Source organism: Nannocystis pusilla, from assembly GCF_026626665.1.
Classification (GTDB): Bacteria; Myxococcota_A; Polyangia; order Nannocystales; family Nannocystaceae; genus Nannocystis; species Nannocystis pusilla.
On sequence record NZ_JAPNKE010000002.1, the window covers coordinates 3,879,599 to 3,895,448 of the forward strand.

At 73.5% G+C, this 15,850-nt stretch carries 11 protein-coding genes and 1 pseudogene; 5 read left to right on the forward strand and 7 right to left on the reverse strand.

Annotated features, from left to right (window positions below):
- Nucleotides 1-219 precede the first annotated feature (219 nt).
- Nucleotides 220-2,046, forward strand: coding sequence for a DUF4215 domain-containing protein (locus OV079_RS17010; RefSeq protein ID WP_267769818.1), 1,827 nt, complete (start codon nt 220-222; stop codon nt 2,044-2,046).
- Nucleotides 1,959-2,708, forward strand: coding sequence for a ferredoxin reductase domain-containing protein (locus tag OV079_RS17015; protein ID WP_267769820.1), 750 nt, complete (start codon nt 1,959-1,961; stop codon nt 2,706-2,708). The genes OV079_RS17010 and OV079_RS17015 overlap by 88 nt, the downstream gene beginning before the upstream one ends.
- Here OV079_RS17015 and OV079_RS17020 read toward each other — a convergent pair.
- The 3 genes from OV079_RS17020 to OV079_RS17030 are packed head-to-tail and all read right to left on the reverse strand — an operon-like array spanning nt 2,674 to nt 5,652.
- Nucleotides 2,674-4,020, reverse strand: a complete 1,347-nt coding sequence (locus tag OV079_RS17020) for a hypothetical protein (RefSeq protein WP_267769821.1) — start codon at nt 4,018-4,020, stop codon at nt 2,674-2,676. The two genes, OV079_RS17015 and OV079_RS17020, sit on opposite strands and share 35 nt — an antisense overlap.
- Entirely contained in the window at nt 3,921-4,673 is a 753-nt protein-coding gene (locus OV079_RS17025; protein WP_267769822.1) for a hypothetical protein, read from the reverse strand. The genes OV079_RS17020 and OV079_RS17025 overlap by 100 nt, the downstream gene beginning before the upstream one ends.
- 13 nt (nt 4,674-4,686) lie before the next feature.
- The gene (locus OV079_RS17030; protein WP_267769823.1) at nt 4,687-5,652 is read right to left on the reverse strand and encodes an ABC transporter ATP-binding protein; all 966 of its coding nucleotides are present in this window, start codon (nt 5,650-5,652) and stop codon (nt 4,687-4,689) included.
- Nucleotides 5,653-5,959: 307 nt separating this feature from the next.
- On the opposite strand from OV079_RS17030, the gene OV079_RS17035 reads away from it, so the two are divergent.
- From OV079_RS17035 to OV079_RS17045, 3 genes are all read left to right on the forward strand, one after another.
- Complete coding sequence (locus OV079_RS17035; RefSeq protein WP_267769824.1) at nt 5,960-6,418, forward strand: hypothetical protein; 459 nt, start codon at nt 5,960-5,962, stop codon at nt 6,416-6,418.
- Nucleotides 6,419-6,907: 489 nt separating this feature from the next.
- A complete protein-coding gene (locus OV079_RS17040; RefSeq protein WP_267769825.1) occupies nt 6,908-7,693 on the forward strand; it encodes an enoyl-CoA hydratase/isomerase family protein in 786 nt (261 codons plus the stop codon).
- A gap of 39 nt (nt 7,694-7,732) precedes the next feature.
- Nucleotides 7,733-8,191, forward strand: a complete 459-nt coding sequence (locus OV079_RS17045) for a GatB/YqeY domain-containing protein (RefSeq protein ID WP_267769826.1) — start codon at nt 7,733-7,735, stop codon at nt 8,189-8,191.
- Nucleotides 8,192-8,346: 155 nt separating this feature from the next.
- On the opposite strand, the gene OV079_RS17050 is transcribed toward OV079_RS17045, so the two are convergent.
- The 4 genes and pseudogenes from OV079_RS17050 to OV079_RS17065 form a co-directional block, all read right to left on the reverse strand.
- Nucleotides 8,347-9,648 (reverse strand): TfuA-like protein, encoded by a 1,302-nt coding sequence (locus tag OV079_RS17050; RefSeq protein ID WP_267769827.1) that lies wholly within the window; start codon nt 9,646-9,648, stop codon nt 8,347-8,349.
- 47 nt (nt 9,649-9,695) lie between these two features.
- Complete coding sequence (locus OV079_RS17055; protein ID WP_267769828.1) at nt 9,696-13,265, reverse strand: serine/threonine-protein kinase; 3,570 nt, start codon at nt 13,263-13,265, stop codon at nt 9,696-9,698.
- Nucleotides 13,266-13,326: 61 nt separating this feature from the next.
- Nucleotides 13,327-13,959 (reverse strand): RNA polymerase sigma factor, encoded by a 633-nt coding sequence (locus OV079_RS17060; RefSeq protein ID WP_267769829.1) that lies wholly within the window; start codon nt 13,957-13,959, stop codon nt 13,327-13,329.
- Between the two features lie 402 nt (nt 13,960-14,361).
- Nucleotides 14,362-15,797 (reverse strand): annotated as a pseudogene (locus OV079_RS17065) (YcaO-like family protein).
- Nucleotides 15,798-15,850 lie beyond the last annotated feature (53 nt).

Below are 15,850 nucleotides of genomic sequence, written 5' to 3' on the forward strand. Positions count from 1 at the left end.
CGCAAACAGCGAGGCGCGTCGCATACGAGAGAAGCGTCCTCCAAACGCGGCACACCTGTCAAACCTTTGTGGCGATCCGCCCCCGGGCGTGCGGACGCGAGCACGGCAGTTTGGCCGGTGCACCACCAACTATTTTTCGACCACCCCGCCAAACTGCGACGGAACGCGACAAATGCGGCGATCGCAGACCGCGTGCCCTCGGCGTGCGATCATGCAGTCATGTCGAACGCCTATCTCACCGGCCGCGCAACGCGGCTCACGGCCCTGTCTCTTGGACCCTGGCTCCTGATCGCCTGCCCCTCGGACGGGACAGCGACGACCGATTCCAGCACGGACCCCGATCCGACCTCGACGACCACGACCTCGGATACGAGCGGACCGGACGTCACGACGACCACGGGCACCCCGACCACCACGGACCCGACCACCGACGCGACCACGTCGACGTCGACCGGCCCTGTCCCCGCGGTCTGCGGCGACGGCGTCGTCGCCGGCAGCGAAGTCTGCGACGACGGCAACGACGAGCCCGACGACGGCTGCGACAAGAACTGCGAGAAGACCGGCGCGGTGCTCTGGACCTACACCCACAACGGCGCCGCCGACGAGTTCGACGCCGGCACTGCCGTCGCCGTCGACCCGACCGGCAAGATCATCATCGCCGGCCGCGAGGGCATCACGCCGGCCGACAGCGACATGCTGCTCATCGCCCTCAACCCCGACGGCACCGAGCTGTGGAAGAAGACCTACCCGGACATGAACGGGCTGCCCAACTACTTCAACGCGTTGGCGCTCGGCGACGACGGCACCATCTACGCCGGCGGCGCCGAGGAGCAGGTGAAGGGCGTACCCACGCCCGTCGTGCGCTCGTTCAGCCCGGATGGCGACGAGGGCTGGGCCTTCGTCGAACCGTCCGTCCACATGCTCGGGGCCAACATTTCGGGCCTCCTGCTCGTCGACGGCGCGCTCTACTCGGTCGGCTCCGAGGATCTCAACGAGGACGAGACGCAGCTCGTCGCGCGCCGCCACGACCCCGCCACCGGCGAGGCCGCGTGGCAGGCCGTGACGCAGGCCGACTTCCCGCGCGCTCTCGGCTACGGCCTCGCCCGGACCGCGGACGGCCTCTTGGTGGCCGGCGCCGTGTTCGGCGAGCAGAACCTGAGCCAGCCGCTGCTCGTCGTCGTCGATGACGCCGGCACGATCGTCAGCACCGAGGTCGAGGAGCACCCCGGCGGCGCCTGGTTCGATGCCGAGGCGATCGGCGCGGGCGGCGACATCGCCCTCGTCGGTCGCCGGATGCCGGAGGGCGTCACCGGCTACGACTTCGCGGTGCGGCGCGTCGGCCCCGACCTCGCGGAGCAGTGGACCGACATCTACGACTACGAATTCTCTACGGCACCGGCAACGGCGTCGCCGTCGGCCCGGACGAGCGGATCTTCGCCTCCGGCTTCCACGTCGCGCCGGCGAAGTTCGACGACGTATTCGGCGCCCTCTACGCCGGCGACGGCGCCCGGCAGTGGACGCACACCTACAACAACGACGACATCGACCTCTACGACGAGGGCGCCGACGCGGCCTGGGGCCCGGATTTCCTGGTCCTCTCCGGCCAGTCGGTGGTCCTCGGCGAGGATGGCAACATCTGGGTGCGCGCCTTCAAGGCGGGCTGACCCCGTCGCCTGCCGTATAATCTCGGCAGCCCCGTCCGGCGGACCGAATTCCGGCCGGCCCGCCGGCGCCTGTTCCGCCGGTCGCGACCCGGGTAAAGTCACACCATGGCCAAAGAGCTCGTGTACAACGCCACCCTCGTCGAGCGCGAGGACCTCACCCCCGCCCTCGCGGTGTTCCGGATCCGCCCCGACGAAGCGCTGCCCGGTGAGGGTTCGTGGTTCGTGCCCGGGCAGTACCTCACGATCGGCCTCAACAACACCGAGAAGCCTGAACTCGGCGGCGTGCGACGCCCGATGTCGATCGCTTCGGCCCCCGAGCGGCGCGACCTGGTCGAGTTCTACATCCGCTTCGTCGACAAGCCGGAGTCGGACAACCCGCTGACCCACCTGCTGTGGAAGACCCGCGTCGGCGACCGCATGTTCTTGCGCTCGCAGCCGGTCGGCAAGTTCACCGTCGAGGACACCATGGGCCACGACGCGCGCATCAAGGTGTGCGTGGCCGCCGGCACCGGCCTGGCGCCGTTTTTGTCGATGGTGCGCAGCAAGGTCAACCGCGACCCGAGCACGCGGCTCGACGACTGGGCCATCATCCACGGCGCCAGCTACAGCAAGGACCTCGGCTACCGCGACGAGCTCGAGCACCTGGCCAGGCACCACGGCCTGCGCTACCTGCCGACGGTCAGCCGCCCGCGCGAGGAGGCCCACTGGAGCGGCCACGTCGGCCGCGCCGAGGATTTCTTCCTGGCCGACCGCCTGCCTGGCCTCGAGGACAGCCTCGGCATCGACCGCAACACCTTCCGCCCCGACCGCGTCGGCATCCTGATCTGCGGCCTCCAGGGCACCATCGGCGCCACCATCGAGCGCCTGCTACACCGCGGCTTCGTGCCCGACAACCGCAAGATCCGCCGCGCCCTCGAGATCCCCGAGGACGTCGTCGCGCACACCTTCTACGAGGCCTACGACACCGTCCCGCCGATCGACCTCAACGACACCGCGCGCGTCGCCGAGCTCAAGACCACCTTCCACGGCGCCGGCCGCGGCTGATCGCGCCGGTCCCGACAATGGCCCGAAGGACAGGTTCCTTCGGGCTCTCTTGCGCCGTGCGAATACACCAATGGCCCGAAGGACATGTCCTCCGGGCCATTGGATGAACCTCGCCGCGACCTGCTATTCGCCGGTCACGGGCGCGATCGAGGCCGGGCGCCGGAGCGCGCAGCAGCGTCCACGGGACCGCGACGGTGAGGACGGCCTGGACCAGGCCGAGCAGCGGGCTCAGCGCGGAGAACACGAACAGGTGCGGGTCGCTGTAGAACAGGTCCTCGGCCGGGTGGGCCCACATGACCATCTGGCCGAACGCGATCGCCAGCATCGCCGCCGACACGCCGGCCCACAGGCGCGACGCGAACGTCATCGGCGCGACGGCCACGCGCAGGGCCAGGAGCGCGGCGACCACCAGGAACCAGCCGGCGAACAGCAGCGCCAGCGGGCTCCAGAACAGCCACATGGTCGGTTCGCCGATCAGCATCGCGGCCAGCAGCAGGTAGAGGCCGGCCCAGCCGACGTACTCGCCGACGAGCGAGCCGACCGGCGTGCGCCGCATGGCCGGAGGGACATCTCCGGTCGGCGCCCGCATCATCAGCAGGATCGCCAGCGGGATCGACAGCAGCCCGAGGTTGAGCAGGTAGAACTCCTCGGCGCGCCACTCGTGCGGCGGGTTGGCGGTGGTGACGAGCACCATCGCCACGACCGCGCCGACCAGCGCCTCGCCGCGGCGCAGCGACACCAGCGAGGTGTTGCCGACCCGACGCGCCAGCGCCCGCAGCCCGAGGTACGCCAGCGTCAGCATGCCGACCGCGCCGACCACCACCGGCACCGTCGTGTCGAGCTCGGCGCCGAAGCCCCGGTCGGCGTCGCCGAGGCCGAACGCCTGCGCCAGCGAGTGACTGGCGGCCGCCTGCGGCAGCAGGGCCAGAGTACCGGCTGTCCGATGAGACAGCTCGGCCGCGAGCGCGACCCCGACCCCGCCGAGCACCCCGAGGATCGCCGCGAGCCCGCCGCCGACCAGCCCCGGCGAGCGGACCTTGCCGAGCGCCAGGCCGGCCAGCTGCCCGAGCATGACCAGGAACGCCCCGCCGGCCAGCACCACCGCGACCAGGGCCAGCGCGGCCCCGAGGTGACCGACCACCGCCGCCGCCGCCAGCAGGATGAGCAGCTGCGGCGCCGCCAGCACGCCGATGACCGCCAGCGGCCCGGCGGTCAGCCCGAGCGCGAGCTCCTGGGCCCGCAGCGCGCTGCCGGCCAGCGGTTGCAGCGTGTTCTCGTGGGTCTCCTGGGCCATCTGCGTGCCCGCCAGCACCGGCGCGGCCAGCAGCAGCAGCAGCAGCAGCGCCCGCCGGCCAGCACCCCCGTCATCCGCAGCGCGTCGACCGGCGACAGCGGCGAGGCGTACGCCTCGACCTGCGGCGACATCGTGCGCTCGACCACCGCCCGCAGCGCCGCGACCTCGCCGGGGTCGTACCAGTTGTAGTCGGGCACGCCGTAGATGCTGTCCGCATCGACATGTCCCTTCGTCCATGCCTCAAAGGCCAGGATCGCGTCGCGCTGGAGCGCGCGGTGGGGCCGCGGCGCCTCGCCGTAGGCGGCCCGGCGCAGCCGCGACTCCGCGGCCTCGAGCGCGCCTGTGACCCGGTAGCCGGCGTCGTCGTACGCCATCGGTTGCCCGGCGAACCGGCGCCCCACCTCGGCCCGCAGCGCCGCCGCCTCCTCGGCCGAGTCGGCGATCAGGGCGAAGCGGCGCTCCTCCTGCACGTGGCGGCTCTGTTCGAGGTCGAAGCCGACCCGCAGATCGCGCTCGAACGCACCTGTCCCGAGAGCCAGCCAGGTGCCGAGCACCGCCGAGAGCGCGGCGAGCAGCACGGACAGCCCGAGCAGGCGGCGGCCACGAGGGCCGCGGAGGGCCCGGGCGACGAACGGCCGGGCGGCGGAGCGGATCGAGAGGACGCGAGACATGGCGGGCTCCTGGCTAGTTGACGCGATCTTCGGACAGGCGGTTGTAAACGTCTTCGAGGCGGCTGCGGACGCGGCTGCAGGTGACCACGCGGACCCCGGCGGCCACCAGCGCGGCGAGGGCGTCGGCCATGCGGTCCTCGCCGCCGGGGATCTGGACGGTGATGGTCTCGCAGCCGTCTTCGAACCCGCTGGCCTCGACCAGCGCCCGGTGCTGCACCAGCACCTCGCGCGCGCGCTCGCTGCCGGCCCCGCCCTCGCTCGTCGGCGGCAGCAGCCGCAGCTCGTAGACGAACCGGCGGACCTCGTAGCGCTCGATGATGTCGGCGACGTCGCCCGCGACCACCAGCTTGCCCTGCTGCAGGATCGCCAGCTGATCGCACAGGTCGTCGAGCTCGCGGAGGATGTGCGACGAGATCAGCACCGTCGTCCCGCGCTCGCGCGTGCGCTGCAGGATCGCCCGCAGGTCGCTGCGTCCGCGCGGATCGAGCCCGTCGGCCGGCTCGTCGAGGATCAGCAGCTTGGGCCGGTGCAGCAGGCAGCGGGCGATGAGCAGCCGCTGACGCATGCCCTTCGACAGCGAGCCCGCCGGCGCGTCGCGCTTGTCGACCAGGTCGAAGGTCACCAGCATGTCCTCGACCGCCGCGCCCAGCTCCTTGTCGGGGATCCGGAAGCACTCGCCGAAGAAGCGCAGGTACTCGCTCGGGCTCATGTGCTTGTAGAGCGGGTTGCCGTCGCCGAGGAAACCGATCGAGCGCCGCAGCTCGGCGTCGTCGATCTCCGGCTCCCGGCCGTCGAAGCGGATCTCGCCCTCGGTCGGCCGCATCACCGTGGCCAGCATCCGCAGCGTCGTCGACTTGCCGGCGCCGTTCGGGCCGATGAGCCCGCAGATCGAGCCGCTGGGGACCGTCAGGTCGAGCCCGCGGATGGCCCAGCGGTCGCCGTCGTAGGTCTTGCCGAGGTTCCGCAGGTCGATCCGCATGCCGTCCGCGCGACGAACGCCGCCACGCCCGCGGATATTTCACCGCATCCGCTCCCGGGCGTCGAGCGCCCGCGACCGCAGCAACCTGTCCTTCGGGCCATGTTACCTCCAGGCCGCGGCCGAGCGGCTGGCGCCTCCCCCCGCGCCGCCCTCGGGCCCCCGGCGCGTCCCGAGGCGCGAGCCGGCGTCAGGCCGGATCGGCGGCCGCGTCCCCGCCCGTGCCCGGCCCAGCCCGCCAGACCGCCCGCTGCGCGGACTTGCGTCACACGCTGCTGCGGTCCGCGGACGGCCTGGTATGCTGCGCCGCATGCGACGTCCGCTCATCGCCGCGCTCCTCTTCGCCGCCTGCGGTCCCACGGCCCCCGCGCCCACCGAGGTCGCCAAGAGCGCTCCTGCCGAGGCCGCCAAGGCCGCCCCGCCGAGCCCGCCGCCCGCGCCCGCGCCCGCCGCCACCCCCGCGCAGGGCGAGAAGCTGGAGATACCGAAGGAGCCGCCGCTCACGCCCGAAGAGATCGCGCTGATCGAGGCCGACCCGAAGACCCTCGAGCCCGAGCAGCGCCGCGCGCGGGCCCACGCGCTCCGCCGCAAGATCTTGCAGAACCCCGACAGCCCGCAGGCGCAGCAGCTCGAGAAGCTCCGCCGCGACGTCGAGGCCGGCGTGGTCAAGCCGGAGCTCCCGCCCAAGTCCGCCGACTCCGGCAAGGGCCTCACGCTCCACGCCCCCGGCCCCAGCAACCCCGCGCCCGCGCCCGCACCCGCGCCGTGAGCCGTCTCGGCGCCGACCCGCGGCCTCCGCCTTCGCTCGCGGGACGGCGCCCGCGCCTGTCCTTTCGGCCATATGCGTACGCCGCGAGCCGCGCCCCGAGCCGGCGCCCGAGCTCGCCGAGCCCGACTGTCCCTTCGACCAGGTGCCACTCTTCCCGGCTCGCGGCTGTCCCTTCGACCAGGCCCCCGCTCTGTCAGGGTGCGGCTGGTTCTTCGTTCGGGCGCCGCGACGGCTCGCGGCTGTCCCTTCGACCAGGCCCCCGCTCCGCCCGACCTCGGCGGTCCCTTCGACCTCCACGACGGCGCGCGACTGTCCCTTCGACCAGCGCCGCCATAACGCGCGACTGTCTCCTCGACCCGCCGCTGCTCCGGCGCCCACCTGTCCCTTCGACCAGCCGACTCCACACATGACCGATCGCTCGCCTCGCTCCGCTCGCCTCCTCGCCTCCGACCCGCGCCTTCAGGCCGCTCGTCCCGTCGGAGGCCGCCGATGAGCGACGAAGCCCGCGTGATCGAGACCGTCCTGGCGCCGGGCCTGCTGCGCTGGACCATCAGCCACCCGCGCAAGCGCAACGCCCTCACCCCCGCCATGCTGGCGACCCTCGAGGCCGGCGCGCGGGCGCTCCGCGGCGAGGTCGTGCTGCTCGACGCGGCCCCCGGCCCCTGCTTCTGCGCCGGCTTCGACCTCGACGCCTTGCCCGAAGGACAGGTCGACGCCCCGGCCGCCAGCGCCCCCGACGCGCCGCTGATCGCCGCCTCCGCCGCGCTGCAGACCTGCGACGGCCTCCTCGTCGCCGTCGTCCGCGACGAGGTGTTCGGCGCCGGCGTCGAGCTGATCGCGGCCTGCGACCTGCGCCTCGCCGCCCACGACGCGCGCTTCACCGTCCCGGCCGCGCGCCTCGGCGTCGTCTATCACGCGGCCGGCGTGGCCCTGCTGCGCCGCGTGTTCGGCCCGGCGCTGGCGCCCCGCCTCTTGCTCGCGGCCGAGACGATCGGCGCCGACGAGGCCCACCGCGCCGGCGCTCTGGTCAGCCTGCACGCGCCCGACGACCTGAACCGAGCCAGCGAGGCGTTCGCCACGCGGCTGCGACAGGGCGCCCCGCAGAGCCTCCGGGCCCACCGCGACCTGCTGCGCGCGGTGGGCCGCGGCGGTCCGTCCGGTGAAGAGCTCGCCGCGCACGAGCAAGCCCGCCGCGTCGCCTACGCCAGCGAGGACTTCCGCGAGGGCCGGGCGGCCGCGCGCGAGCGCCGTTCTCCGCGCTTTCGCGGCGGCTGACGCGCCCCGGGACAATTGTTTGTTATCTTCCGCGGCCTCATGTCCGTCAAAGACCAGATCGAAGCCAAGCTGCGCGAGGCCCGCCTCGCCCGCGACGAGGCGACCAAGAACGTCATCGGCATGCTCAAGAGCAAGGTCTTGCTCGAGCTCAAGTCGGGCTCCGGCGCCGAGGACAACGACGCGCTGTGGCTCGACACCATCAAGTCGTACGTCAAGCAGCTCAAGAAGACGATCGGCGAGTACGAGAAGCTGGGCGACCGCGGCCAGCAGCTGCTGTCCGAGTCCCAGTTCGAGCTCCGCTTCTGCGAGCAGTTCATGCCGACCCGCCTCGACGAGGCCGCCACCGAGGCGCTCGTCCGCGAGGCCGCGGCCGCCAACAACATCACCGACCCCAAGCAGGTCGGCAAGCTCGTCGGCGCGGTGATGAAGACGCACAAGGACCAGGTCGACTCCGACCTGCTCAAGCAAGTCGCCACCCGCGTGCTCGCGGGCGGGTAATGCAGGCCGAAGCGCGGGCTCCGTCGATCGAGCCCGCGCGCCGAAGCACGTGTACGGATGACCGGGCCTGACCCGGCAGCTCAAGACGCCGTCGGCATCGTCGCCTTGACCCGCGCGATCGCAGTCAGCAGCCGATCGAGCGTCCCCCCGGCAGCTCAAGGCGCCGTCGGCATCGTCGCCTTGACCCGCGCGATCGCAGTCAGCAGCTGATCGAGCGTCCCCAGCCCCAACGTGCGCAGCGCCGCCGGCAGGTCGGCCCCGAGCCACCGCACCTCGCGCTCGTACCACTGCAGCAGCGCCTCGCGCGACAGCCCCGCCTCCGACCACGCGACTTCCCCGGCCGCCGCCAGCTGCTCGCGCGCCCGTCCGAGCTCGCCGCGGCGCTGCAGCTCGAGCGTCACCAGGCTGCGCACCGCCAGCGCGTGCTCGCGCCCGAGCGCGTCGACGATCGCCTCCGCCCGCAGCAGCGCCTGCGAGCCCGCCAGATCGAGCCCCTGTTCTTTGAGCCATGTACTCATGGCCAGCTTGTCGCGCAGCCCGAGGGCGCGGCGGATCCGCTCGGCCGCCGCGCTCATCGCCGCCCCGTCGACCTCGAGCCCGCGCCGCTCGGCCTCGGCCAGCGCCAGCGCCAGCAGCAGCGCCCCGCGCCCGCGCTCCTCGCCGCCGGGCGACAGGAGCGCGTGCAAGGCCAGCGCCTCGTCGCGCGGCGCGGTCGCATCGGCGCGCGCGGTCGTGGCGATCATCGCCTCCCAGAAGCTCGTCGCCTCGAACTCGAAGTTCGCCGCGTGCGGCGGCATCGCCTCGCCGCCGGCGTCGGTCATCGCCCGCAGCAGCGCGATCGCGTCGTCGCGCTTGCGGTTCGGCCGCACCCGGCCGACGAACGCCCGCAGCCCCGCGAGCTCGTCCTCGCCGACGCCGAGCCCCGGCGCGGCCCGGAACAGCGCCGGCCACGAGCGGTCGGCGTAGAAGGTCGCCTTGGCATGGGCGAGCAGGCGGCCGGCCGTCGCCGCCGAGATCGAGCCTGCCTTTTCGGCCATGTCGAGCCCGTGGCGCAGGTTGACCAGCGCCTCCGACAGCGGCCGATAGCCCGCCTCGGCCGTCGCGTGAGCCACGGTCACCTCGTCGTCGTCGGTCAGCTCGCCGCGGGCGAACGCCTCGAACACCGCGCCGACGCCCTCCATGCCGAACGGGTGCAGCTCGGCGGCCCGCAGCGCCCCCATGCTGGCCGCCCCGAACACCCGCACCCCGCGCGACAGGGCGAACAAGATCTCCTTGTGCCACACCGCGGGCACCGAGTTGAACAGCCCGTCGACCAGCCCGATCGCCCGCGCGCCCTGTCGCGTCACCGCGTCGTACACGTCGCCGAGCCGCGCCGGCGGCAGGATGTTCGCCGTCGTGTGCAGCGACGCCTCCCCGCTCGTCAGCGTCGGCCCGAGGAACACCACGAGGTCACTCATGCCGCACCTCGGCTCTTCTCGGATTGCATGTCCTTTTGGACATGTTCCTAGCAGCATGTCTCGAAGTACTCAAGACAGCCTGCCTCGCGGAGACGAGCCGCGCCCACAGACAGCTCCGGGGGAACCATGTCCTCGCCGTCACGCGCGCAAGCTACCGCAAAACCGCCGGGAACGGGACGCCCGGCGCCGCGGCGCGCGGACCGGCGGCCGGCCGTCACAGCGCCGCGAGCCCCGCGATCCGATCGCGCACCGCCTCCGGCGTCTCGGCGGCGAACGGCGCCGCTCGCAGCAGCGTCCCCGGCCCGAGCGCGTCGCAGGCCCACACCGTGCCGTCGGCGGCGCGGCGGATCGGCGGGTTCGTCGACGAGCCGAGGTCCGGGTTCGGCGTCAGCGGCGACACCCCCCGCCGCGACGTCGATCATGAAGGGGCCGCCCTGGAAGTCGACCCCGACCGCCTCGGTCTCGCTGCGCATCGTGAACGCCGCGAGCTCGGGCGTCGGCGTCTCGAGCGTCGCGCCCGGTATGACCAGCATCAATGACTCGTGGCGATGGGTCACCGCCAGCGTCGTGCCCGCCGGCGAGAACGCCACGCGGTTGCGCGGCCGCCCCGGGCTGTCCTTCAGGACACGTCGCTCGAGCTCGCGCGGCGCCCCGCTCACGTCCCAGCGCGTCAGCTCGAGCGAGCCCGCCAGCGGCTTCAGCACCGCCAACTGCGCGCTGTCGGCGCTCCACGCCAGCGCCCCCGCCGTCAGCTCGCCGGCTCCCAGGGGGCTCGTCTCCGTGACCACCGGCGTCACCGCGCCGCTGTCGACCGTCAGCAGCTCGACGCCCTTCTCGCTGCGCACCGCCAGCAGTCGCCCCGACGGGCTCGCCTGCAGGTCGACCACCTTGGCCGCGGCGGTGAAGCGCTGCGCCCGCTGATCCGGCCCGGTCCACACCTCGACCTCGGCCTCGACCACCCGCGCCACCCCGCGCGGCAGCTCGAAGACCCAGCCCGTCAGCGGCTGCGCGCCGACGCGGGCGCCCTGCTGCTCGTCCCACCAGCAGTTCCAGCCCTCCTCGCCGATCACGGTGACCTGCCCCGCGTCGTCGACGAACGCGTTCAGACCGTACATCGCGCCCATGTCGGACCCTGCGGCGGGCGGGTTCGGGCAGCGGAACGTCGCCGTCGCGCCGGTCGCCAGCTCGACCCGCGTGAACTCCCCGCGGCTCCGGTCCCACGGCGTCGCCGCGGCCCAGCGAGCCCCCGGCGCCAGCGCGCAGCCGGGCCCGCGCTTGTGCACCGTCACCGCCGCCGCCTGTGGCCGGTGGATCCGCACCTCGTTGCGATGCACCACCAGCAGCGCCCCCTCGCGCCCCCACTGCGGAAGCCTGTCCTTCGGGACAGTCACGAACGAGCGCAGCCCTCCTCTCCGCAGGTCGCCGACGGCCCAGTCCTCGCCGATCGCCACCGCAAAGTGATCGCCGGCGGGCTCGACGAGCACGCGCTGATCGACCCGCCCGCCGTGCGAGGGCACCTGCATCCGCCACACCACCGCTCCGGTGGCCAGCGACTCGCGCCACAACGCCTGACGCCCGTACTCCGGCCGCATGAACAGCGCGTCGCCCTCTCCGACAGGCGTGCCCCAGCCGGCCTCGACCCGGCGCGACGTGCCCGTCTGGAGATCGACGACGTCGAGCCACCCGTCGTCGTCGTCGTTCGGCGAGGCGATGGCGAACCGCGCGTCGCCCGTCAGCGCGAACGGTCGCCCGACATACTTCAACCTCGCCTCGCTGCCGTCGCGCGGCCCGACCACCCGTGTCCCGTCGCCGTCGGCGAAGGCCACCCTCGACGCGTCGTCCGCGACCGCGGGCCACACACCGGGCGGCAGCGGGATCGACCGCGGCGGCGCTTCGGGGGCCGTCAGGTCCCACAGACGCAGCGAGACGGGGCCCTGCGGGCCGCTCGCGCGCGACCACGTCTGAACGGTCAGGGTCCGCCCGTCGGCCGCCAGCGCCCACATCCTGTGGCCGCTCTCGGCCTCTTCGCGGAGGTCGATCGTGCGCGGCTCGCCCGCGCCGAACACGGTCACCGACGTCTCGCCGACGACCGCCCACACCGGCGCGTCGCGGGCCACCAGCAGCTGCTTCGCCGCGCCCGGATCGAGCACCTGCTCGCCTGTCCCATCGGACAGCTTCCATCGCCACACCGCGCCGAGCTCGTCGCGGCCGACGACGCCGCCGTCGGCCAGCGGCAGCGCCTCGGCCAGCGCTCGCTGGGCCTGCAGCACCTGCGCCGGCAGCCCGCGCGCCGTCGCGGCCGCGGCGAAGAAGCGCGCCCCGTTCCACAGCCCCGGATCCTCGCCGGCCAGCTGCGTCAGCGCGCGAATCGCCCCCACCGGGTCGCGCGTCAACGCGGCCCGCGCCTCCGTCAGCAGCTTCGCGTCCCGGGTGCGCGTCAGCTCGGCCCGCGCCGCGGCCACCTCGTCTTGCGGCGCGGCCGGGGGCGGCGCGTCGCTCGACGCCATGTAACCGAGGCCGGCCAGAAGCCCGAACCCCGAGGCGATCGCGGCGAAGACTCGCCGCGCGCGGGTCTGCGTGTCCGTCGCCTGCAGCGCCTGCAGCAGCGCGTCCATCGACGGCCAGCGCGCCGCGGGGTCGGGCTGCAGGCCGCGCAGCACCACCCGATGCAGCCACGCCGGCACCTCCTGCCCCGACTTCGGCGACCGCACCCGGCCCCCGGCCACCGCCGTCGCCAGCGCTTGCACGTCGGCGCCGACGAACGGTCGCTGCCCGTACAGCGCCTCGTACAGCGCCGCGCAAAAGCTGTACTGATCCGTCTTCGCGTCGCCGCGCGCGCCCGCGAATTGTTCGGCCGCCATGTACGCCGGCGTCCCCAGCACCGCGCCGGTCTGCGTCAGCAGCACGTCGGTCGGCTCGCCCGCGGCCGGCAGCTCCGGCAGCGCCTCGCTGTCGCCGAAGTGGGCCAGGCCGAAGTCGACCACGCGCACGCGGCCGTCGTCGCCGACGATCACGTTGGCCGGCTTGAAGTCGCGATGCACCACCCCCTGGCGGTGGGCCGCAGCCAGCCCCTCGCCCGCCTGACGGAACACCGCCAGCACCTCGCGCCACGAGCGTGGCTGCGCCGCCAACCACGCGCGCAGCGTCGGTCCGGTGAGGAACTCCATCGCCACGAACACCTCGTCGTCGACCTCGCCGACCTGGTACACGTGGACCACGTTGGGATGCGACAGCCGGGCCAGCGCCCGCGCCTCGCGGAGCGTCCGGGCTCGCCCCTGCGGCCGCTGCAGCGCCGCCCCGCGGATGAGCTTCAGCGCCACCTTGCGCTCGAGCTTGTCGTCGTAGGCCGCGTACACGACCCCCATCCCGCCCTCGCCGAGCAGCTTCAGCACCTGGTACGGCCCGATCGTCGGCGCCTCGTTCGCGCCCTTGAACAGCGACGCGTGGACCATCGCCTTGGTGCGCCGCTGCGCCGCGTCGCCGAGCACCTCCGGGCGCAGCCGCGGCGTCGCCTGGGTGTCGGCGTCGGGCGACAGGTCGGCCTGGCTCGGGTCGGGGTGGGTCTCGTCGACGTCGACGAGCTTCATGACGGACTCCTGGATCTGCGCGTGGGACATGCGGGCGCCTCGCTCCTGCCCGCAGTGGTTCCAACCGGTCCGATCCGGATCACTGAAATCGTCACTTCTCGCCCGAGCCCGCCGGGAGGCCTGCCCGGGCCCGCAGCGCGCCCGCCCACGTCTCGATCCCCATCAGCGTGCTGGTCGCCAGCTCGGGGCTGCGCGCCAGCGCCTCGATCGCCTCGCGCAGCAGCGCGCGCCCGCGGCGCAGGCGCGACTTCACCGTGCCCTCGGGGATCTCGAGCGCCGCCGCCATCTCCGCGGTGGTCAGCTGCTCCCAATAAAGGAGCTCGAGCGCGACCTGGCAGTCGACGGGGATCCGCCGCAACCCGGCGAGCAGCAGCTTGAGCTCCTCGCCCTCGACCATGACCTGGCTCGGCGACGGCTCCATCGCCGCGACCGAGACCTCGGTGAGGTCGATGCGCTCGCCCTTGCGATCGCGGTAGTGGCGGCACAACTGGCGATAGGCGATGGCGAACAGGAAGCTGCGGAAGCTGCCCTCGCCGCGGAACTTGCCGGCCGCCTCGACGCACGCCAAAAACGTCTGCTGGATCAGCTCCGCCCCGGCGTCGGTCTTGTTGAAGAAGAAGCGCGCCACCGGCTCGTAGTAGCGCTCGAACAGCTGCTCCCCGGCCCGGCGCTCCCCCGCGCGCCAGGCCGCCAGCAGCTGCTCGTCGCTGCGCGTCGAGGTCACGACCGACAAGGTACCCGCTCCGCCGCCCGCGCGCACGCCCGAAGCGACCCCCACGCCCGCTCGACGGCCGGCGACGGGCACAGGCCTGACCATCGCCCGACCCTTCGTCCGCGGACGATCCTTCGCAGGGATGTCGCCGGCATCGCGACCATATGACCCAAAGGACATGTCAAGAAGTCACGCGACCGCGGGCGGCTCACACCGACAAAGCGTCTCGACATGTCCTCCCGGACATCCCACGTGCTCCGCAGCTGCGCCGCGGCCGGGCACGGACATGTCCTCCAGGACATCTCACGTGCTCCAAAGCTGCGTCCGCGGTCGTGCATGGACATGTCCTCCAGGACATCTCACGTGCTCCCCAGCGGCCCCACGGCCGTGCACGGACATGTCCTGAAGGACATCTCACGTGCTCCCCAAATGCCCCACGGCCGTGCACGGACATGTCCTGAAGGACATCTCACGTGCTCCCCAACTGCCCCACGGCCACGGACATGTCCTGAAGGACATCTCACGTGCTCCCCGGCTGCCCCACGGCCGTGCACGGACATGTCCTGCAGGACATCTCACCCAGCCCGCGCCCGACGCCTCGCCGGACCCGCACCTGCGTCGCGGCTCACCCGGCCGCTCGCGCCCGCGCCCGCGGCCCGGGGCCATGCCGGCGAACCTGCCCTCGAGGCCTGGTACGACCATGCGCGCCACCGGCACGCCGACGTCCGCGCGGGTGAGGTCGACCACCACCGCGCTGCTGCACCCCGCCGCGCGCACCCGCGTCAGCAGCAGCTCGAGGTCGCCGTCGAAGCTGTCGGTCGCCAGGCTGGGGCCGAGCGCCCGCTGGGGCCGCGCGCTCGCCAGCGCCGCGGCCTCGTCGGCGCCGGCCTGCGGATCGGTGAACGCCTCGTATGTCTTCGGGGACAGGTCGTCGCGGCTGCCGGCGATCAGCGTCAGCCGGCTCTGCACCGCCTCGGTCAGCGCGCGCAGCAGGGCGACCGCCGGGTCGAGGTGGGCCCCGTAGCCGCCGCAGGCCCCGCGGGCGGCCCAGCGCGGCGCTCCCGGGCGGTCGACGATCCGGCACGCGTAGGTCGGCACGCCGAGGTCGGAGGTGATGTCGACCACGCCGACCTCGATCTCCGCCGCCTGCAGGCGCGCGAGCACCTCGCGGCAGCTCAGGTCGGTCACGCCGGCGAGGTCGACCCGCTGCGCGTCGGCGACGTCGAGCGGCGCCAGCGCGGTCGCGTCGCGCTCGATGAGCTCGCACAGCGCGTGCACGCTCGCCTCGAGCAGATGATTGCCGGAGGCCAGCCCGCTGGTGCTCTCGATGAACGGCGGCAGCGGCTCGCGAGGATCGCGGACGAAGTCGACGCTCACGCACGCGTGCGGCACCCACGTCGGCCGCGCCGCCAGCAGGTCCCAGCCGAGGCACCTAGCAGCGGCAGGTCCTCGCGCACCTCGGCATCGGCGCGGCGCGGCAGCCCGTGCAGGTCGACCACCGCCTCGCCCTCGCGCCGCAGCGCCGCCGCCCGCTCCCACCGCAGCGGCGCCGCCACGCGCTCGCCGTGCCAGCCCTCGATCGCCTCCATCAGCGCCGACGCGGCCGCGGCGTCCCGGTCCGCGCCCTTGCCCTGCGACACGCTGACCGAGCGCGCGTTCGGGCGCACCGCCTGGACCACCGGCACGCCGACGACGTCGAGGCCGGTGACGTCGGCGAGGCGGGTGATGCCGAGGCGCGGCATCAGCGGGCGGAAGGCCGCCAGGGTCGCGGCCGGGCTGCGCGTGCGGTGCGTCCCGGCCGTGTGGCCCTTGGGCGCGGCGAGGTCGCGGTCGCCGATCCGTACGGGCATGTCCCTGAGTTCCTGTCCCTCGCGCCCTGTACTTCGAGACCTGTCCGAACGGA